We start from the raw sequence: 17804 nt of genomic DNA on the forward strand, positions 1-17804 counted from the left end.
TAGGTGAGGGGCTACTCCGTTGTTTTTTCGGCGAGTACTACCGGGACCCCAACTACGTGATGAGAAAATCGAAGTAGGTGTCCGGATAAGGTTCGCCGTTCAGTGTGTAGTGCCACCACTCGCACCCGTACGAGCTGAAACCGCAGCCTTCCATGATGGAACGCAGGTGTTCCCGGCTTCGCGCTTCGACTTGCCCGATCCCCGTTGCTCCATGATGGGAGAGGGAATCCATCAGGTCGTGACCACCACCCATGGAGGCAAGTTCGCCGGTATCCAGGTGATACAGCGTCATGTCCACGGCTGCCCCGACCGTGGCCCGACTTGGTGGCCACGTATCCCATCTCGAACATGTCGGATCTGTCGATGTTCGGATAGTGCCGTGGCTTCGTCAGGCCGTCCTCCGGCTGTTGCGACCAGCGCACGAAGCAGTCCACGGCGCGTTGCGGGCGGTAGCCGTCCCAGAGCATCAGGCCGAAGCATTGACCTCGTTGAGGACCACTTCGCCATCCTCCTTGAGGAACATGTCCACTCGCGCCAGTCCCCGGCATCCCAGGGCGCGGTAGACGGCCTTCGCGGCGCCGTGGTCGTGCTCGGCTCCGCATCGCCACCCCGAGCACCGCCGACGCCATCTGCGCGACCGGCGGCCTCGACACCCACGGCGAGCTCAACTGCCGGGTCGACCGGACGGTCGCGGTCAACCTCAAGCGCCGGCAGCTCGGTTCAACCGAATTCGCCGGACCGCCCGAGGAGTACCGGGCACTGGTCATCAACCATGAGGTCGGGCACTGGCTCGGCTACGGCCACCGCGGATGCCCCGGGCCCGGCGAGCCGGCCCCGGTGATGATGCAGCAGATCAAAGGCCTGAACGGCTGCGTCTCCAACGCCTGGCCCTACGCCCCGGACGGCACCTTCCACGACGGCCCCGAGGTGCCTTGAGGAGGTGCCCTGAGGTGCCCTGAGGTGCCCTGAGTGTCAAGCGGAGCGGCCCGGTCAGGGCTCGGGGCGCCGTCGAACCAGTCGAGTGCCGCTGCGCATGCCTCGGCGGCGTAACCGTGTCCCCACGCTCGCGGCAGGAACAGGTAGCCGCGATCGACCTTCCCCGCGGCAGCCGGGCGGTGGTGCCCAGGAGCTGACGGTGATCAGGTAATGGGAACCTACACCGCCGCCCCGTCGGCGGTGGTTCGTCGGGGTGGCCGGTGCCCGTGCTGGACTGTGGGGATGACGACACCTGAGGAAGAACTGCTGTCCGGGACGCGGCGGGCCTTGCTGCACCGGATCGCCGTGGCGCAGACCGAAGGACGCGCGCCCTCGCTGACCGCGGCCGTGGTGCGGGGCGGGAAGGCCGTGTGGACAGGGGCACGGACCTCGGTGGAGGGCCAGGTCCCGGACGAGAACGTGCAGTACCGGATCGGTTCGATCACCAAGACCTTCACCGCCGTTCTGGTTCTGCGGCTGCGTGACGAGGGCGCGCTGGATCTCTCAGACCCGCTGGAGAAGCATCTGCCGGGCACCGGAGCGGGCGAGGCGACCATCGCCGAACTGCTCTCGCACAGCGCGGGGCTGGCCGCCGAGACGCCCGGCCCCTGGTGGGAGCGGACTCCCGGGACGCTGCGGCCCCGTCTCGCCGATGTGCTGGGCGAACGGCCGCAGGTGCACCCGAGGGGCAGGCGGTTCCACTACTCGAACCCCGGCTACGCGCTGCTCGGCGCGCTGGTCGAGAAGATGCGCGGTGTCCCATGGGAGGTAGCGCTCCGGGACGGTGTGCTCGAACCGCTGGGACTGCGCCGGACGAGCGTGCGGCCCGAGGCGCCGCATGCGGATGGCTGGGCGGTGCATCCGTGGGCCGATGTGCTGCTGCCCGAGCCGGTGGAGGACCTGGGGGTGATGGCCCCCGCCGGGCAACTGTGGTCGACGGCCGGAGACCTGGCGCGTTTCGCTGCCTTCCTGGCCGAGGGCGACGAGCGCGTGCTGGGGTCGGAGACGGTACGGGAGATGAGGACGCCGGCGGCGCCTGTGGAGGCGGCGGACGTGGCGGACGGCTACGCGTACTGCCTGGGCATGGAACTGCGCCACCAGGACGGGCGTGCCCTCGTCGGGCACACCGGGTCGCTTCCCGGCTTTCTCGCCTGCGTCACGATGAGCGTGGCGGACGATGTCGGTGCGGTGGTCCTGGCGAACTGCACCTCCGGGCCCGCCCCGTTCACGGTGGCGGCCGATCTCGTCCGGATCGTCGCTCGGGCCGAGCCGCGTATCCCCGCTCCGTGGCAGCCGCTGAGGGAGGCCGATCCGGCGGTGCTGGAGCTGGTGGGTCAGTGGTACTGGGGGACGCATGCCTTCGCGCTGCGGCTCTCCGCCGACGGGTTCCTTTCGCTGGAGCCGCTGTCCGGCACCGGCCGGCGCTCACGCTTCCGCCCGGACGGGGACGGCACCTGGGTGGGGCTGGAGGGCTATTACGCCGGAGAACTCCTGCGGCCCGTGCGGCGTCCGGACGGACGGGTGAGCCATCTCGACCTGGGGTCGTTCGTGTTCACACGCCAGCCGTACGACGAGGGAGCCCCGGTGCCGGGCGGAGTGGACCCCGGTGGCTGGCGGGGCATCGGCTGACCGACGACGCGGGCACGCCGTCCGAAGGGCCGTGTTTCACGTGAAACACGGCCCCGGCCTCGTCACAGCGGCAGTTTGAAACCCACGTGGGAGGCCGTGAAGCCGAGTCGTTCGTAGAAGCGGTGGGCGTCGGTGCGCGTGACGTCGGAGGTGAGCTGGACCAGTTGGCAGCCCTCGCGGCGGGACATGTCGATCGCCCACTCGATGAGCCGGCTCCCCAGCCCGCTGCCGCGCTCGTCCGCGTGGACGCGGACCCCCTCGATGATGGACCGGGTGGAGCCGCGGCGGGACAGTCCCGGAACGATCGTGAGCTGCAGGGTGCCGACGACGCGCTGCTCGCGGACCGCGACGACCAGGTGCTGGTTCGTATCGGCGGCGAGCCGTTCCCACGCGGCCAGATACGGGGTGAGGTCGTCCGGTGACTCGCGCCGCGCGCCCAGGGGGTCGTCCGCGAGCATGCCGACGATCGCGGGGATGTCGTCGGCGACCGCGGGACGTATGTCGAGATCTGCCATGGCGGCACCCTATGCGGGCACCGGCGCCTTCAGTGTCTCCACCACCCGGACCAGAGGGGCCAGCCCCGGGTCCTTCGCCGCCTCGTCGAGGGCCTCGCGCAGGGCGGCGTCATTGGTGGGCCGTGCCTGTTCCAGGAGCGCGCGGCCGGCCTCGGTGACGTTGGTGTAGATGCCGCGCCGGTCGGTGGGGCAGAGATAGCGCTCCAGCAGCCCCCGGTCCTCGAGCCGGGTGACCAGCCGGGTGGTGGCGCTCTGGCTCAGCACGACCGCGTCGGCGACCTGCTTCATCTGCAGATGGCCGCCTTCGCCGTCGTGCTGCCGGCTCAGCACGTCGAGCAGGTAGTACTCCCGCACGCTCAGGTCGTGCCCGGCCTGAAGGGCCCGCTCGATGTGGGTCTCGATCCTCCCGTGCAGCAGGGAGAGTGCGCACCAGCCCTGAGCGAGAGCGGTGAGCGCGGGGTCCGTGGCTGTCATGGGCGTTTCCTCCGGGTCCAGGAGCTCCTGACACCAGCGTAGAGCAGGTCCGCAATAGTCAGCGTTTGCAAATAAAGCTCGTCTGCAATTATTGTCAGAGCGCGTAAAGCGCTCCTGCAATCTCTCGAAGGGTTTGTCCCTCCATGCCTCTCGCGCTCCTGGCCCTCGCGATCGGGGCCTTCGGGATCGGCACCACGGAGTTCGTGATCATGGGCTTGCTGCCCGAGGTCGCGGGTGACTTCGGTGTCTCCATCCCCACCGCCGGCCATCTGGTGACCGGCTACGCGCTCGGCGTCATGCTCGGCGCGCCCCTGATGACCGTGCTCGGCACCAAGATCTCCCGCAAGCGGATGCTGATGCTGCTGATGGGACTGTTCGTCGTAGGGAACCTGCTCTCGGCGCTGGCCCCCGCCTTCGGCCTCATGCTGACCGGACGCGTGATCGCCTCACTGGCCCACGGCGCCTTCTTCGGCATCGGCTCCGTGGTCGCCGCCGACCTGGTCGCCCCCGACCGGAAGGCCGGCGCCATCGCCCTGATGTTCACCGGGCTGACCGTCGCCAATGTCGTCGGCGTCCCCCTGGGCACGTTCGTCGGCCAGTCCATCGGCTGGCGCGTCACCTTCGCCGCCGTGGCCGCCCTCGGCGTCGCCGGCCTGGCCGGCATCGCGGCGCTCGTCCCCGACATGCCCCGGCCCCAGGGCGTACGGCTGCGCCATGAGCTGGCCGCCCTCAAGAACGCCCACGTCCTGCTCGCCATGGGGATGACTGTTCTCGGTTTCGGCGGTGTCTTCGCGGCGATCACCTACATCGCGCCGATGATGACGGAGGTCGCCGGGTTCGCCGACGGCTCCGTCACCTGGCTGCTGGTCCTCTTCGGGCTCGGCATGGTCGGCGGCAACCTCGTCGGCGGCCGGTACGCCGACCGGGCCCTGATGCCGATGCTGTACGTCTCCCTGGGCGCCCTGGCCGCCGTCCTCGCCCTCTTCACCCTGACCGCGCACAACAAGGTCACCGCCGCGGTCACCGTCGCCCTCGTCGGAGCCCTGGGGTTCGCCACGGTGGCGCCGCTGCAGAAGCGGGTCCTCGACCACGCGCACGGTGCCCCCACCCTGGCCTCGGCCCTCAACATCGGCGCCTTCAACCTCGGCAACGCCCTGTCCGCCTGGCTCGGCGGCCTGGTCATCGCGGCGGGCCTCGGCTACACCGCCCCCAACTGGATCGGCGCCGTCCTCGCCGCGGCGGCCCTGGTGCTCGCCCTCGTCTCGGCCACCCTGGAACGCCGCGCCGGCGCGCCCGGCACCGCGCGTACCGGGCCGGCGTCCGCCGAGCGGCCGGCCGCCCTCACCCACTGACCCGACGGCACCGGCAGGCGCGGGGCCAGGGCCGTCCCCGCCCCCACCGCTGCCGGACCCGCACGACCGACGTCACCCGTATCGCAAGGAGAACCCTCATGACCACCACGACTGCCTCCGCGGTCGCCCCGCTCGGCACCGCGGACGCCGAAGCCCTCGTCATCGCCGCCCGCCGGGCCGCCGAGGCGGCCGGTGTCGCGGTCAGCGTCACCGTCGTCGACGCAGGCGGGCACCTGCTCACCTTCCACAGGGACGACCGCGCGGTGCTGATCTCCGGTGAGACCAGCACCCGCAAGGCGTACACCGCCCTCCAGCTGAACGCGCCCACCGCCGACCTCGTGGACGCGGTGCGGCCCGACGGCCCCTTCCACACCCTGCCCACCGCCCTCGACCGGCCGCTGCTGTTCATCGCCGGGGGCGTGCCCGTCCGGCGGGACGGCAGGCTGATCGGGGCGATCGGCGTCGGCGGTGGCGCTCCGGAGCAGGACCACGCCTTCGCCACCGCGGCCGTGGAAGCCCTCGTCTGATGAGGCGCCCGCGTGAGGCGGTTGACGAGGCGGCCGCGTGAGGCGGTCAAAGGCGACCGACGCCCGCGGGGTCAGCCCGCCGCGACGGTCACCGGGGCGAACCGCCGGTTCCAGTCCCCGGGCAGCTCCGTGGCCCCGTAGGTCATCACGGCGTTGAACGCGACCGACGCCAGCCCATGACCCTTCGCCCAGTCCAGCAGTTCCTCGTGCCGCACATCGATGTCGGTGCGCAGGGGCCGGACGGTGTGGGCGGCGAGGGAGGAGACAAGGGCCTTGGCCGTCGTGGTGTCACGGGCGATCAGCGGGCCCACGACATGGGTGTCCATGGTGGGCCAGGCGGCCGCGTAACCGATGAGCCGTCCGTCCTCCTCGGCGACGCGCAGCTGATCGGCGAAGGCGGGCAGCCGGGTGACGACATGCGTCCGGTCCGCCCCGAACACCTCCTCGTCGAGCCGGAGGATCGCCGGGAGGTCCTCGGCGGTCGCGGTACGGGTGGCGACCTCGGCCCGGGCGTCCGTGCCGGTGAACCGGCCCCGCAGCATCTCGGCCCCGCCGGTGACCTTGAAACCGAGGCCCTCGTAGAGCGGACGGCCGGAGGGGGTCGCGTGCAGGGTGAGAGGCGTGGTCCCCGCCTCGGCGACGATGTGCCGCATCAGCCGGCGTCCCACACCCCGGCGGGCATGCCGCTCGGCGACCAGGACCATGCCGACGGCCGCGAGCGCGGGCCGCTCCTGCGGCCCGTACTCGGTGACGACACAGGCGCTCACCAGACCACCGCCAGGGTCGTCGATGCCGTACCCCTTCCCGGACGCCAGCAGGAGTCCCCACTTGTGCTCCTCCCGTGGCCACCCCCGGTCCTCGGACAAGTCGGCGCAGGCGGTGAGATCGCGGAGCGTCAGACGGCGGATGGGCAGAGCGTCAAGGGAAGGTGTCGGCACGCAGGTCAGGCTGTCCGACGGGAGCCCTCGGCGTCCACCAGTTTCGATGGACTCGTACGAGCTTTTGGCCACCCGCGCGGGCGGGGGTCAGCCGAGGTCGGGCGCGTGCATGGCGCGCACGCCCTCGATGTTGCCGTCCAGATAGTGCCGCAGCGACAGCGGCACGAGGTGGACGGAGGCGATGCCGACCCGGGTGAACGGCACACGGACGATCTCGTACTCGCCGATCGGCTCCTCGACCTCGGGACCGTGCCGCAGCGAGGGGTCCATCGACTCCAGGCGGCAGACGAAGAAGTGCTGCACCTTCACGCCGGTGGCGCCGCCGTCCTCGCCGATGTGCTCCACGGTGTCGACGAAGCAGGGCACCACATCGGTGATCTTCGCCCCGAGCTCCTCGTACACCTCCCGGTGCAGGGCGTCCACGACGGTCGAATCCTTCGGCTCGACGCCGCCCCCGGGGGTGAGCCAGTAGGGATCCATGCCGGGTTTGGTGCGCTTGATCAGAATGAGGTCCTCGCCGTCGAGCAGAACGGCTCGGGCGGTACGCTTGACCACGGGTCGGACGGTCATGGGGGAAATGTGGCCCGGCTGGTTCCACGTGAAACATCGCACGGCCGCACCGGCCGGAATCATCCGGCAGGACACGCCCCGGCAGCGCTCCGGCGGGTCAGCACCAGTCGGTGGCCGCCCGCTCCAGCCACTCGTGGGCCCGGGCGATGTGCGGCATCGCCAGCGTGCCGGTGCGCACCACCAGGAAGTAGGTGCGCAGCGGAGGCACCGGCGGTTCGTGCAGAGCCACCACCTCGCCCCGCTCGAGCGCGCCCGCGCACAGGTACCGCGGCAGCACCGCCAGCCCCGCCCCCACGGTGGCGCAGGCCAGCACCGCGCGTAGATCCGGAACGATGACCGTGCCCGGGGCGACGGGACGGGAGTCGAAGACGGACGCCCAGTAGCGGGCGACGAACGGCAGCGTCTCGTGCACCTCGACCACCGGGACCTGCTCGAGGGCGGACGGACCGGTGCGGCCGACCGCGCCGGGGCCGATCCGCTCGGCCCAGCGCGGGGCGGCGACCAGGACGTGCTCCTCGTCGCAGAGCGCGGTCGCCGTGAGCAGGGCGCCGCGCGGCCGGGCCGTGCTGATGGCGAGGTCATGATGTCCGGCGGCGAGTCCCTCCAGGGCCTCCTCGGCGGTGCCGAAGGAGGCACGCAGGGCGAAGCCCTGACCGTCCTCCCCGGCCAGCTCCGTGAGCGCCGGCAGCGCCCGCTCGGCGGTGAACTCCGGAGGCCCGGCCAGGTGCAGGGTCCGTAAGAAGGAGTCCTCCTCCAGCCCGGACTCCGCTATCTCCACCAGGGCGTCGAGATGCGGTGCGGCCTTGTGGGCGAGCTCGTCGCCGATGGTCGTCGGTGTCACACCGCGTGCCTGGCGCAGGAACAGGGGGCGCCCCAGCTGCCGCTCCAGCGTCCTGATCTGCGAGGTGACAGCCGGCTGGGAGAGGCCGAGCAGGGCGGCGGCACGGGTGAAGGAACCGGCCCGGTGCACGGTCACAAAGGTCCGCAGCAAGGCCAGATCCACGGCACACCCTCCCTTGTCAGCCCCCGCTGCAGGCCGGATGCCGCCAACTATAAATAAGTCGATAGGTCGCTGTCGCTACTGTGATTGGACACTGACACTGAGTCAACTAGCCTTGGTCGCGCGGTTCTTCGCGCGCGGAACCGAGGACGGTCCGAGCCACGAGGGGGGAGGCTCGGACCGTCCGCCATGGTGCGCCCGCCGCCGGGCCGCCGTCCGCGCGGCCGGCGGCTCAGGAGGCCGAAGCGGTCAGGGCCCGCAGCACGTCCGCCACCAGGTCCTCCGGATCCTCGGCGCCCACGGAGAAGCGGATGAAGCCCTCCGGCACCGCGTCCCCGCCCCAGCGCCCGCGCCGCTCCGCCGTGGACCGTACGCCGCCGAAACTCGTCGCGTCGTCCACGAGGCGCAGCGCGTCGAGGAAACGGTCCGCCCGCGCGCGCGTGGGCAGCGTGAAGGAGACCACGCATCCGTAGCGCCGCATCTGCCGCGCGGCGGTCCTGTGCGCGGGGTCGTCGGGCAGCCCGGGATAGCGCAGCCCCGTCACCTCCGGCCGCTCCCGCAGCGCCCGGGCGAGGGCGAGAGCGGTGGCGTTCTGCCGGTCGACGCGCAGTTGGAGCGTGGCGATCGAGCGGTGGGCGAGCCAGGCCTCCATGGGCCCGGGAATCGCACCGGCGATCTTGCGCCAGCGCCGGACGGCGGCCATGGCCTCGGTGTCGCGCCCGGTGACGTAGCCCAGCAGCACGTCGCCGTGCCCGGTGAGCTGCTTGGTGCCGCTGGCCACGGAGAAGTCGGCACCGAGCTCCAGCGGACGCTGGCCGAGCGGTGTCGCGAGGGTGTTGTCGACGGCGACCCGAGCGCCCCGCGCGTGCGCCGCGTCGGCGAGCCGCCGCACGTCGCACACGTCGAGGCCGGGATTCGAGGGCGTCTCGATCCACAGCAGTTTCGCGCCGTCGAGCACCTCGAGCTGGGCGTCGCCGCCGGTCGGGGCGGTGCGCACCTCGATGCCGTACGCCTCCAGCTGGGTGCGCACCAGGGGCAGCGCCTGGTAGCCGTCGTCCGGCAGGACGACCGCGTCCCCGGCGCGCAGCTGGGAGAAGAGCACCGCGGAGACCGCGGCCATGCCGGAGGCGAACACCAGGGCCTCGACGCCGTCCTGCCCCGGTGCCTCCAGCTCGCCGATGGCCCGCTCCAGCAGGGTCCAGGTCGGATTCTCGTCCCGGCCGTAGGTGTACGGGCCCGTGGGATCGCCGGGCAGATGGAAGTGGGCGGCGAACACGGGGCCGGGCAGGGTCGGCTCGTGCTTGACCGGCTCGGGCAGTCCGGCACGCACCGCGCGGGTACCGTCGCCCGCGCCCTCGGGGAAGGCCCGGCCGGCGTTCGTCGTCGCATCGGTCATGCCGCGTGTCCTTCCACGTGCTCACGCACCGCGGCGAGCAGCCCGGTGCCGGCCGCCTCCACCATCTCCAGACACGCGACGAAGCCCTCGGAATCACCGTAGTAGGGGTCCGGCACGTCGAGATCGTCGCCGGCCGCGGGGTCGTAGGAACGCAGCAGGCGGACCTTCTCCGCGTCCTGGTCCGTCGGGGCGAGCCGGCGCAGCGCTCGGAGGTGGCCGGAATCGAGCGCTATGACGAGGTCGAGGCGGGCGAACCAGGAGCGGTCGAACTGGCGGGCGGTGTGTGCGGTGCCGTAGCCGTTCTCCCGCAGCACGGCCGCCGTGCGCGGGTCGGCGCCGTCGCCCTCGTGCCAGCCGCCCGTGCCGGCGCTGTCCACGTCGACCAGGCCGTCGAGCCCGGCCTCGGCCACCCGTGCGCGGAAGACGGATGCGGCCATCGGGGAACGGCAGATGTTGCCGGTGCAGACGAAGCAGACGCGGTAGGTCATCGTGCTCAGTCCCCGTCGGGCAGGACGACGTTCAGCGCCCAGGAGACGACGGAGATGATCAGACCGCCCAGGACGGCCGTCCAGAAGCCCTCCACGTGGAAGCTCAGGTCGAGCTGGTCGGCGATCCAGGAGGTCAGCAGCAGCATCAGCGCGTTCACCACCAGGGTGAACAGGCCGAGGGTCAGGATGAGCAGGGGAAGGCTCAGAAGCTTCACGACCGGCTTGACCAGGAAGTTCACCAGACCGAAGATCAAGGCGACCAGAAGGAGGGTGCCGATCTCCTTGCCGGTGCTGTCCCCGGTCAGCGTGATCTTGTCGAGCAGCCAGACCGCGACGGCGAGGGCGCCGGCGTTGGCGATCGTCTTGACTAGGAAATTCATCATGTGTCTGATCGTGGCAGACACGATCGCGCTTGAGCAGTGAGGTAGGGGCGGGGACCAGGAGATGAAGGCATTCCGGCTGGACGAACTGGAGGCGGAACGCGCCGCCAACGACGGGGCGTACCTGCAGTTCCTGCGGGAGCGGAACATGTCGGTCGGCCTCTACGCCCTGGACGCGGGGGCCCAGGACCCGCAGCAGCCGCACGGCCAGGACGAGGTGTACTTCGTCGTCAGCGGACGCGCGTCGATCACCGTCGGCATGGAGACCACGCAGGTGGCCCGCGGCAGTGTCGTGTACGTGCCGGCCGGCGTTCCCCACAAGTTCCACCACATCAGCGAGGACCTGCGGGTTCTGGTGGTGTTCTCTCCACCCGAGAGCTGAGCCGGGCCCCGCGGGTTCCCTAGGGGACCGGTCAGGGGAGGACAAGGGATCGGACGCCCCCGCCGGGCCACCCGCCGCCCTAGCATCGGATGCAGGACATGATGGACGACCCGCATGCGGCGGGCCGAGAGTGCCGAGAGTAAGGAACAAGAGCGATGCGAGAGATCTTCGCGGGACTCCCGTGGTGGGTGAAGTGGATCGCGGTGCCGGTCATCGCTCTGGTGGTGTTCGGCGGGCTGCTGGCGAGCGTGGTCGGATTCCTGATCGGGCTGCTCTTCAAGCTGCTGGTGTTCGTGGCGCTGGTCGGCGGCCTGATCTACGTCGTACGCAAGTTCACGTCGAGTTCCTCCTCACGCAGCGACTGGTGAGCGCAGGGGACCGGTGGGGCGGTAACAGGAATCACCGGTTCCCTCGGGCGGGGGACTTTTCTCCGGCGAGCCGTCTGCGTGCGGTGACAGCCCGTTAGAGTCCGGAACCCGAACGCGGGGTGGACCCATCCCCGCGAGCGGCGAACCCCCCGACCCGTGTACCTCACACGGGCCGCCCCCCTCGCGTTTCGGGAGTGACCCTTGGCCACGACTGGCACCCCCTCCGCACACCTGACCGCGGTCCCTTCTCAACCCCGCTCGCCGGCGTCCCAGGCGCCGGCGCCCACGGCGACCCTCATCGGATCCGTGCAGCGGGCCATGCGCCTGCTGGAAGCCGTCGCCGGACACGAGCAGGGAGCCCCCGCCAAACAGCTGGCCCGCGAGACCGGGCTGGCGCTCCCCACCACCTACCACCTGCTGCGCACCCTGGTGCACGAGGGCTATCTGCGCCGTGACAAGGGGCTGTTCTTCCTGGGAGAGGCGGCGGAGCGGCTGAGCAGCAGCGGAGCCCAGCAGAAACGTCGCACCAAGGTCGTCGAGACCCTCGCCCGCTGGCGTGACGTGATCGGGGTCCCCGTGTACTACGCGGTGTACCGCGAGGGCGAGATCGACATCGTCTGCGTCTCCGACACCCCGGGCATCCCCGCGGTCGAGGAGTGGGCCGACTTCCGCGAGACCGGCCACGCCCACGCCATCGGCCAGTGCCTGCTCGCGCAGCTCGACGAGGAGACCCGGCGCGACCACCTGGACCGCTACCCCGTGCGTCCCGTCACGCCGTACACCGTGCGCGACGACCGCAGTCTGCTGCGCCGCCTCGATCACAGCCGGAACGCGGAGCTGGTGACGGAGCGCCAGGAGTACGCCCTCGGGACGGTCTGCGCGGCCATCCCGATCACCGTGGGCACCACGGCGGCCTCGGTGGCCATCTCCCTGCCCGCACACCAGGCCGACCGGCTCCTCCCGGCGGCCCGCCATCTGCGGGCGGAGCTGGGACGCCTGCTGGGGTCGCTCACGCTGTCTATCAGTATCTGAAAACTCACTCCTTGTGATCTGCTGTGTACGTTCAGCAAGATTCCCTGTGGTGTCAGGGTCCATGCCCGGCCAGTCCGCGGCGAATGACGGGGTAGGCGATGCGCGCATCCGTACAGGCAGAGGTCATGATGAGCTTTCTCGTGTCGGAGGAGCTGTCCTTCCGCATCCCGGTGGAGCTGCGGTACGACACCTGTGATCCCTACGCCGTGCGCCTCACCTTCCACTTGCCCGGGGACGCCCCGGTGACCTGGGCGTTCGGCCGGGAACTGCTGGTCGACGGCGTCGGCCGGCCGTGCGGCGAGGGGGATGTACGTGTCTCCCCGGTCGACGGCGACATGCTGGGCGAGGTACTGATCCGGCTTCAGGTCGGCAGCGACCAGGCGCTCTTCCGCTCGTCGACCGCACCGCTGGTGGCCTTCCTCGACCGCACCGACAAACTGGTACCGCTGGGCCAGGAGGGGGCGCTCGCCGACTTCGACGCCCACCTCGACGACGCGCTGGACCGGATCCTGGCGGAGCAGAGCGCCGGCTGAGGCGCTCCGCCGGCCGGATGAACCTGTGACGGAACGCTTCAGCGCGTTCCGCCCCGCTCCGCGGCCCGTCAGCGCTTGCGGCGCCTGCCCCTCCCGCCGGACGCGGCCGACCGGGCCTCCGGCACCTGCGCGTGCCCGTCACCCCGGTTGCGCCCCTGTGCCCGTTCCGCCGGGCGATCAGCGGAGACGACCACCGCCGCCAGGGCCGTGGTGACCGGCACCGAGGCCACCAGGCCGATCGAACCGATCAGGGTGCGCACGATCTCCTCCGCGACCAACTCGCTGTTCGCGACCGTCCCCACGCCGCTCTGCGCGATGGAGAACAGCAGCAGCAACGGCAGCGCGGCGCCGGCATAGGCGAGGACCAGCGTGTTGACCACGGACGCGATGTGATCGCGGCCGATCCGGATCCCCGCGCGGTACAGCCCGCGCCGGCCCATCGACGGATTGGCCTCGTGCAGCTCCCAGACCGCCGACGTCTGCGTGACCGTCACATCGTCGAGGACACCGAGCGACCCGATGATCACTCCGGCCAGCAGCAGACCGCTCATGTCGATCCCGGGATACAACCCGTGGATCAGACCGGTGTTGTCGTCGGTGTTGCCGGTGAGCGCGGCCCAGCCGATGAAGACCGACCCCAGGATGCCGATCAGCAGCAACGAGATGAGGGTGCCCAGCACCGCCACCGAGGTGCGTGCCGACGGCCCGTGGCAGAGATACAGGGCGAGCAGCATGATGGCGCTCGCCCCCACCACGGCCACCACCAGCGGGTTCGACCCCTGCAGAATGGCCGGAAGGATGAAGAAGTTCAGCACCAGGAAGCTGACGGCCAGGGCGACCAGCGCCATGACGCCGCGCATCCGTCCCACGGCCACCACGGCGAGCGCGAAGACACCGGCGAGCAGCGCCATGGGGAAGCGCCGGTTCACGTCGGTGACCGAGTACTGCAGATCCTCGGGCGCGGAGGGCTCGTAGGCGACGACGACCTCCTGACCCTCGCTCAGCTGTCGGGACTGGTCCGGCTGCACGATCTCCTCGAACGTACGGCCCTTGTCGTCGCCGGTGTCGACCCTGATCGTCGCTCTCTTGCAGGTCCCCTCCGCCTGCTGCTGGGCGGAGGAACCCTCGGCGGTGGAGGTGTCGCCGGTCGGTACGCCCCCGGAGGCGTTCACGGACCGGCAGTCCACCTCCACCACCTCGGTCACCGTGGCCTGCTGCGTCTGACGGTCGAAGCCGACGCCGGTGCGCTCGTGCGCCGGGGCACCGCCCGGCCACAGCACGGCGAGTCCGACCAGCACCGCGGCGGCGAACGGGATCAGGACCGCCGCGATGACTCTGCGCAGATGCCGGGACACGGGAGCCGCGGGGCCGTGACTGTGACTGTGTCCGTGCCCGTGGCCGCTTCCGGCGCCTGCGCCGTGCGGTGGTTCGGGTGGCGGATAGGGGGGAGGCTGGGTCGAGGTCACCGACCGATCATCGCAAGAACAACCGGGGCCCTCTGTTCACCGCGCCAGAGATGACGCTAGCGTGGAGGCACCTTTTGTACACGCGGGAGCTCGGAGCACCGGGCTGAGAGGGCGCTGACCTCCGTCCCAGCGATGTTTCACATGAAACATCACCGAAGTCGGGTGACGTTTCACACGGAACATCGGCGGACGGAAACCGCTGCGTCGACCGCCGAACCTGTTACCGGGTAATGCCGGCGTAGGGAGTAGGTCTCATGACCGACAAGGACGCACGTACGCCTGCCTCCGTGCAGGACCCCACCACGACCCCGGGGGACGCGGAGGCCGCGAAGTCCATCGGCTGGCACAAGGCGTACGTCGAGGGCTCGCGCCCCGACCTGCGGGTGCCGGTCCGTCAGGTGCACCTCACCAACGGGCAGTCCGTCACGCTGTACGACACCTCGGGCCCGTACACCGATCCGCTCGGCGACACCGATGTCCGCCGCGGGCTGTCTCCGCTGCGGGAGAACTGGATCGTCTCCCGCGGTGACACGGAGGAGTACGCGGGCCGTCCCGTCCGTCCCGAGGACGACGGAATCAAGCACACGTCCCCGCGCGGGGGCCTGCGCAACCTGGACGCGGTCTTCCCCGGCCGACCACGCCAGCCGCGCCGGGGGAGGCCGGGCCGGGCGGTCACACAGCTGGCCTACGCGCGCCGTGGTGAGATCACGCCCGAGATGGAGTTCGTGGCGATCCGGGAGAACGTCTCACCGGAGGTGGTCCGCGAGGAGATCGCGGCCGGCCGGGCGGTGCTGCCCGCGAACGTCAACCACCCGGAGACCGAACCGATGATCATCGGTAAGCGGTTCCTGGTGAAGGTCAACGCCAACATCGGCAACTCGGCGGTGACGTCCTCCATCGAGGAGGAGGTGGAGAAGATGACCTGGGCGACCCGGTGGGGCGCCGACACGGTCATGGACCTCTCCACCGGCCGCAACATCCACACCACGCGCGAGTGGGTGCTGCGCAACTCCCCCGTTCCCATCGGCACCGTGCCGCTCTACCAGGCCCTGGAGAAGGTCGACGGCCGGGCCGAGGAACTGACCTGGGAGATCTACAAGGACACGGTCATCGAACAGGCCGAACAGGGCGTGGACTACATGACGGTCCACGCGGGCGTGCGTCTGGCGTACGTGCCGCTCACCGCCAACCGCAAGACCGGCATCGTCTCCCGCGGCGGCTCGATCATGGCCGCGTGGTGCCTCGCGCACCACAAGGAGTCGTTCCTGTACGAGAACTTCGAGGAGCTCTGCGAGATCCTCGCCGCGTACGACGTCACCTACTCGCTCGGCGACGGCCTGCGGCCCGGCTCCATCGCGGACGCCAACGACGAGGCGCAGTTCGCGGAGTTGCGCACGCTCGGGGAACTCAACACGGTCGCGAAGCGTTTCCACGTACAGACCATGATCGAGGGCCCGGGCCATGTCCCGATGCACAAGATCAAGGAGAACATCGACCTTCAGCAGGAGATCTGCGATGAAGCTCCGTTCTATACGCTCGGCCCGCTGACCACCGACGTCGCTCCGGCGTACGACCACATCACGTCCGGTATCGGTGCCGCGATGATCGCCTGGTGGGGTACGGCCATGCTCTGCTACGTCACCCCGAAGGAGCACCTGGGCCTGCCCAACCGCGACGACGTCAAGACCGGCGTCATCACCTACAAGATCGCCGCGCACGCCGCCGACCTCGCCAAGGGGCACCCCGGCGCCCAGGAGTGGGACGACGCGCTGTCCGACGCCCGCTTCGAGTTCCGGTGGGAGGACCAGTTCAACCTGGCCCTCGACCCGGACACGGCGCGCGAGTTCCACGACGAGACCCTCCCGGCGGAACCCGCCAAGACGGCCCACTTCTGCTCGATGTGCGGCCCGAAATTCTGTTCGATGAAGATCAGTCAGAACATCAACGAGCGGTTCGGCGCGGGCGCGGCCGAGGGGGCCACGGCCGAGGAGATCGCCGAGGGGATGCTCCAGAAGTCGAAGGAGTTCGCGGCGAGCGGGAACCGGGTGTACCTGCCGCTGGCGGACTGAACGGGCCGGGGGCGGGCCGTCGGGCCCGTCCCCCGCTTCCGTGCAGCGGGGTCCCTCGTCTTCGTCGGAGCAGGTGGGCAGACTGGGCCCATGACAGCGAGTTCGATGAGCAAGGGGTCCAATCGTCCCGTCGACGCGTCCGTGGTCCGGGTCGAGCTCGCCTGGGCGGCGGGGCCCGGGGTGCCCGACATCGATGCCTCGGCGCTGCTTCTGACGGCGGACGGGCGGGTGCGGGACGACGGGGACTTCGTCTTCTACAACCAGCCCCGGCACGCGTCCGCCGCCGTGACGCATCTCGGGAAGCACGGCGCCACCGGGACCGCGACCGACACCGTGGAGGTGAATCTGGGCGCGGTCGAGCCGGCCGTCGAACGGATCGTGCTGTGCGCCTCGGCCGACGGCGGGACGTTCGGCCAGGTGCCCGGGCTGGTACTCCGGCTCCTCGACGCCGCCGGCGGGGCCGAGGTCGCCCGCTTCGACATGAGCGCGGGGGCCGAGACGGCGTTCATCGGCGGTGAGCTGTACCGGCGGCAGGGCAAGTGGAAGTTCCGGGCGGTGGGACAGGGGTACGCCTCCGGGCTCGCCGGACTGGCCACGGACTTCGGCATCACCGTGGACGAGCCGTCACCGGCGGCGGGCGCACCCGGACCCGCGAGCACACCCGCGCCCACACCCGCGCCCGCGAGCACACCCGGACCCGCGCCCACACCCGCGCCCCCGCCCACACCCGCGAGCACACCCGCGCCCGCGAGCACACCCGCGCCCGCGGTCGCCCCGGTTCCGCCGCCCCCGGCGTCTCCGCCGCCCGCGCAGGCACCTCCCACCCCGGCTCCCTCCCCTCACCCCCAGCCGGACACTCCCCGGCTCACCAAGGGCGAGGAGCGGCTGCCCGTCGACATGCGCAAGCGGCTCTCCCTGCGCAAGGAGCAGGTGGCGGTCAGTCTGCGCAAGCACGGGGCAGCCGGGGTCACCGCGCGCGTCATCCTCGTACTGGACGCCTCCGGGTCGATGTCCTTCCTGTACTCCAGGGGCATCGTGTCCGACGTCGTCGAGCGGATGGCCGCGGTCGCGGCCCAGCTGGACGACGACGGTGAGATGCAGGCCTGGACGTTCGCCTCGAACCCGGCCCGGCTGCCGGATCTGCGGCTCGGCGAGCTCCCCGAGTGGCTGCGGCTGCACGTACGCGTGGGGGAGGTCGGTCTCTTCCGGCGCGGCAGGAAGAAGGGGCTGAAGCCGGGCCAGGTCGACATGCGGGACGTCGGCATCCAGAACGAGGAGCAGAAGGTCATCGCCGAGGTCCGCGCGTTCGTCCGGAACAACCCGGCGTCCGCCCCGACGCTCGTCCTCTTCTTCTCCGACGGCGGCGTCTACCGCAACAAGGAGATCGAACGCGAGCTCCGGGAGGCGGTGGAGGAGCCCGTCTTCTGGCAGTTCGTGGGGCTGGGCAAGGCCAACTACGGCGTGCTCGAGCGGTTCGACACGCTGCCCGGACGCCGGGTCGACAACGTCGGCTTCTTCGCCGTCGACGACATCGCCACCGTGCCGGACCCGGTGCTGTACGACCGGTTGCTGTCCGAGTTCCCGCTGTGGATCACGGCCGCGAGGAACGCGGGCATCCTGTGAGAACGCACCGAGGGCAGGCCGGGGCGCGGACGGCCCCATCCACCCGGCTCGCGCCCCCGGTGCGGGAAGCGCAAGCCGACGGACGGG

General features: G+C 70.9%; 18 protein-coding genes and 4 pseudogenes. 10 read left to right on the plus strand and 12 right to left on the minus strand.

Translation table 11 applies throughout. From position 1 onward, the window contains the following. Positions 1–52 precede the first annotated feature (52 nt). Both AC5L3C_RS18935 and AC5L3C_RS18940 read right to left on the minus strand, forming a co-directional pair. Positions 53–476 (minus strand): annotated as a pseudogene (locus AC5L3C_RS18935) (M15 family metallopeptidase); the annotation flags it as partial. Between the two features lie 2 nt (positions 477–478). Continuing rightward, positions 479–574, minus strand: a pseudogene (locus tag AC5L3C_RS18940) (hypothetical protein); the annotation flags it as partial. Positions 575–594: 20 nt separating this feature from the next. Between AC5L3C_RS18940 and AC5L3C_RS18945 the strand changes: the two are divergent. Further along, positions 595–936, plus strand: a pseudogene (locus AC5L3C_RS18945) (DUF3152 domain-containing protein); the annotation flags it as partial. A 20-nt stretch (positions 937–956) separates the two neighbouring features. On the opposite strand, the pseudogene AC5L3C_RS18950 reads toward AC5L3C_RS18945, so the two are convergent. Continuing rightward, a pseudogene (locus AC5L3C_RS18950) lies at positions 957–1130 on the minus strand (GNAT family N-acetyltransferase); the annotation flags it as partial. Between the two features lie 88 nt (positions 1131–1218). Between AC5L3C_RS18950 and AC5L3C_RS18955 the strand changes: the two are divergent. Beyond that, positions 1219–2604 (plus strand): serine hydrolase domain-containing protein, encoded by a 1386-nt coding sequence (locus tag AC5L3C_RS18955; protein WP_493650011.1) that lies wholly within the window; start codon positions 1219–1221, stop codon positions 2602–2604. Between the two features lie 62 nt (positions 2605–2666). On the opposite strand, the gene AC5L3C_RS18960 is transcribed toward AC5L3C_RS18955, so the two are convergent. Continuing rightward, entirely contained in the window at positions 2667–3119 is a 453-nt protein-coding gene (locus tag AC5L3C_RS18960; protein ID WP_493650012.1) for a GNAT family N-acetyltransferase, read from the minus strand. A gap of 9 nt (positions 3120–3128) precedes the next feature. Further along, complete coding sequence (locus tag AC5L3C_RS18965; protein WP_493650013.1) at positions 3129–3593, minus strand: MarR family winged helix-turn-helix transcriptional regulator; 465 nt, start codon at positions 3591–3593, stop codon at positions 3129–3131. 143 nt (positions 3594–3736) lie between these two features. Between AC5L3C_RS18965 and AC5L3C_RS18970 the strand changes: the two genes are divergently transcribed. Next, positions 3737–4945 carry an MFS transporter gene (locus AC5L3C_RS18970; protein ID WP_493650014.1) on the plus strand — a complete coding sequence of 403 codons (1209 nt, stop codon included), beginning with the start codon at positions 3737–3739 and terminating at the stop codon, positions 4943–4945. A gap of 98 nt (positions 4946–5043) precedes the next feature. Next, a complete protein-coding gene (locus AC5L3C_RS18975) occupies positions 5044–5472 on the plus strand; it encodes a GlcG/HbpS family heme-binding protein (RefSeq protein ID WP_493650015.1) in 429 nt (142 codons plus the stop codon). A gap of 71 nt (positions 5473–5543) precedes the next feature. Here AC5L3C_RS18975 and AC5L3C_RS18980 read toward each other — a convergent pair whose 3' ends face one another. The 6 genes from AC5L3C_RS18980 to AC5L3C_RS19005 form a co-directional block, all read right to left on the minus strand. Next, entirely contained in the window at positions 5544–6410 is an 867-nt protein-coding gene (locus AC5L3C_RS18980) for a GNAT family N-acetyltransferase (protein WP_493650016.1), read from the minus strand. 87 nt (positions 6411–6497) lie between these two features. Further along, positions 6498–6980: an NUDIX domain-containing protein gene (locus AC5L3C_RS18985; protein WP_125505385.1), complete on the minus strand. Its 483-nt coding sequence runs from the start codon at positions 6978–6980 to the stop codon at positions 6498–6500. 97 nt (positions 6981–7077) lie between these two features. Then, on the minus strand, positions 7078–7983 hold the full coding sequence (locus AC5L3C_RS18990; protein ID WP_125505386.1) for a LysR family transcriptional regulator: 906 nt from the start codon (positions 7981–7983) through the stop codon (positions 7078–7080). A 229-nt stretch (positions 7984–8212) separates the two neighbouring features. Continuing rightward, on the minus strand, positions 8213–9376 hold the full coding sequence (locus AC5L3C_RS18995) for a cystathionine gamma-lyase (RefSeq protein ID WP_493650017.1): 1164 nt from the start codon (positions 9374–9376) through the stop codon (positions 8213–8215). After that, positions 9373–9864: a low molecular weight protein-tyrosine-phosphatase gene (locus AC5L3C_RS19000; protein WP_493650018.1), complete on the minus strand. Its 492-nt coding sequence runs from the start codon at positions 9862–9864 to the stop codon at positions 9373–9375. Before AC5L3C_RS19000 ends, AC5L3C_RS18995 begins: the two co-directional genes overlap by 4 nt. 5 nt (positions 9865–9869) lie before the next feature. Then, positions 9870–10247, minus strand: coding sequence for a phage holin family protein (locus AC5L3C_RS19005; protein ID WP_125505389.1), 378 nt, complete (start codon positions 10245–10247; stop codon positions 9870–9872). Between the two features lie 61 nt (positions 10248–10308). On the opposite strand from AC5L3C_RS19005, the gene AC5L3C_RS19010 reads away from it, so the two are divergent. The 4 genes from AC5L3C_RS19010 to AC5L3C_RS19025 all read left to right on the plus strand — a co-directional run bounded on the left by AC5L3C_RS19010 (position 10309) and on the right by AC5L3C_RS19025 (position 12559). Next, complete coding sequence (locus tag AC5L3C_RS19010; RefSeq protein WP_493650019.1) at positions 10309–10626, plus strand: cupin domain-containing protein; 318 nt, start codon at positions 10309–10311, stop codon at positions 10624–10626. A 155-nt stretch (positions 10627–10781) separates the two neighbouring features. After that, complete coding sequence (locus tag AC5L3C_RS19015) at positions 10782–10994, plus strand: DUF5326 family protein (RefSeq protein WP_125505391.1); 213 nt, start codon at positions 10782–10784, stop codon at positions 10992–10994. A gap of 306 nt (positions 10995–11300) precedes the next feature. Further along, complete coding sequence (locus AC5L3C_RS19020) at positions 11301–12026, plus strand: IclR family transcriptional regulator (RefSeq protein WP_493650020.1); 726 nt, start codon at positions 11301–11303, stop codon at positions 12024–12026. Between the two features lie 98 nt (positions 12027–12124). Beyond that, on the plus strand, positions 12125–12559 hold the full coding sequence (locus AC5L3C_RS19025; protein ID WP_125505393.1) for an SsgA family sporulation/cell division regulator: 435 nt from the start codon (positions 12125–12127) through the stop codon (positions 12557–12559). Positions 12560–12627: 68 nt separating this feature from the next. On the opposite strand, the gene AC5L3C_RS19030 is transcribed toward AC5L3C_RS19025, so the two are convergent. Beyond that, positions 12628–14025 carry a YibE/F family protein gene (locus AC5L3C_RS19030; RefSeq protein WP_493650021.1) on the minus strand — a complete coding sequence of 466 codons (1398 nt, stop codon included), beginning with the start codon at positions 14023–14025 and terminating at the stop codon, positions 12628–12630. Positions 14026–14279: 254 nt separating this feature from the next. On the opposite strand from AC5L3C_RS19030, the gene thiC reads away from it, so the two are divergent. Both thiC and AC5L3C_RS19040 read left to right on the plus strand, forming a co-directional pair. Next, positions 14280–16094, plus strand: coding sequence for a phosphomethylpyrimidine synthase ThiC (gene thiC / locus AC5L3C_RS19035; protein ID WP_493650022.1), 1815 nt, complete (start codon positions 14280–14282; stop codon positions 16092–16094). A 90-nt stretch (positions 16095–16184) separates the two neighbouring features. Continuing rightward, the gene (locus AC5L3C_RS19040; RefSeq protein ID WP_493650023.1) at positions 16185–17717 is read left to right on the plus strand and encodes a VWA domain-containing protein; all 1533 of its coding nucleotides are present in this window, start codon (positions 16185–16187) and stop codon (positions 17715–17717) included. The last annotated feature ends 87 nt before the right edge of the window (positions 17718–17804 follow it).

The organism is Streptomyces speibonae (assembly GCF_984686075.1).

What these genes read in the sequence shown, in the direction of transcription:
- AC5L3C_RS19005 (WP_125505389.1), bottom strand. Translation starts at nt 10,247, where the DNA reads ATGATGAATTTCCTAGTCAAGACGATCGCCAACGCCGGCGCCCTCGCC.
- AC5L3C_RS18955 (WP_493650011.1), top strand. Translation starts at nt 1,219, where the DNA reads ATGACGACACCTGAGGAAGAACTGCTGTCCGGGACGCGGCGGGCCTTG.
- AC5L3C_RS19000 (WP_493650018.1), bottom strand. Translation starts at nt 9,864, where the DNA reads ATGACCTACCGCGTCTGCTTCGTCTGCACCGGCAACATCTGCCGTTCC.
- AC5L3C_RS19010 (WP_493650019.1), top strand. Translation starts at nt 10,309, where the DNA reads ATGAAGGCATTCCGGCTGGACGAACTGGAGGCGGAACGCGCCGCCAAC.
- thiC (WP_493650022.1), top strand. Translation starts at nt 14,280, where the DNA reads ATGACCGACAAGGACGCACGTACGCCTGCCTCCGTGCAGGACCCCACC.
- AC5L3C_RS18985 (WP_125505385.1), bottom strand. Translation starts at nt 6,980, where the DNA reads ATGACCGTCCGACCCGTGGTCAAGCGTACCGCCCGAGCCGTTCTGCTC.
- AC5L3C_RS18960 (WP_493650012.1), bottom strand. Translation starts at nt 3,119, where the DNA reads ATGGCAGATCTCGACATACGTCCCGCGGTCGCCGACGACATCCCCGCG.
- AC5L3C_RS18965 (WP_493650013.1), bottom strand. Translation starts at nt 3,593, where the DNA reads ATGACAGCCACGGACCCCGCGCTCACCGCTCTCGCTCAGGGCTGGTGC.
- AC5L3C_RS19015 (WP_125505391.1), top strand. Translation starts at nt 10,782, where the DNA reads ATGCGAGAGATCTTCGCGGGACTCCCGTGGTGGGTGAAGTGGATCGCG.
- AC5L3C_RS19025 (WP_125505393.1), top strand. Translation starts at nt 12,125, where the DNA reads ATGCGCGCATCCGTACAGGCAGAGGTCATGATGAGCTTTCTCGTGTCG.
- AC5L3C_RS19040 (WP_493650023.1), top strand. Translation starts at nt 16,185, where the DNA reads ATGACAGCGAGTTCGATGAGCAAGGGGTCCAATCGTCCCGTCGACGCG.
- AC5L3C_RS18975 (WP_493650015.1), top strand. Translation starts at nt 5,044, where the DNA reads ATGACCACCACGACTGCCTCCGCGGTCGCCCCGCTCGGCACCGCGGAC.
- AC5L3C_RS18970 (WP_493650014.1), top strand. Translation starts at nt 3,737, where the DNA reads ATGCCTCTCGCGCTCCTGGCCCTCGCGATCGGGGCCTTCGGGATCGGC.
- AC5L3C_RS18995 (WP_493650017.1), bottom strand. Translation starts at nt 9,376, where the DNA reads ATGACCGATGCGACGACGAACGCCGGCCGGGCCTTCCCCGAGGGCGCG.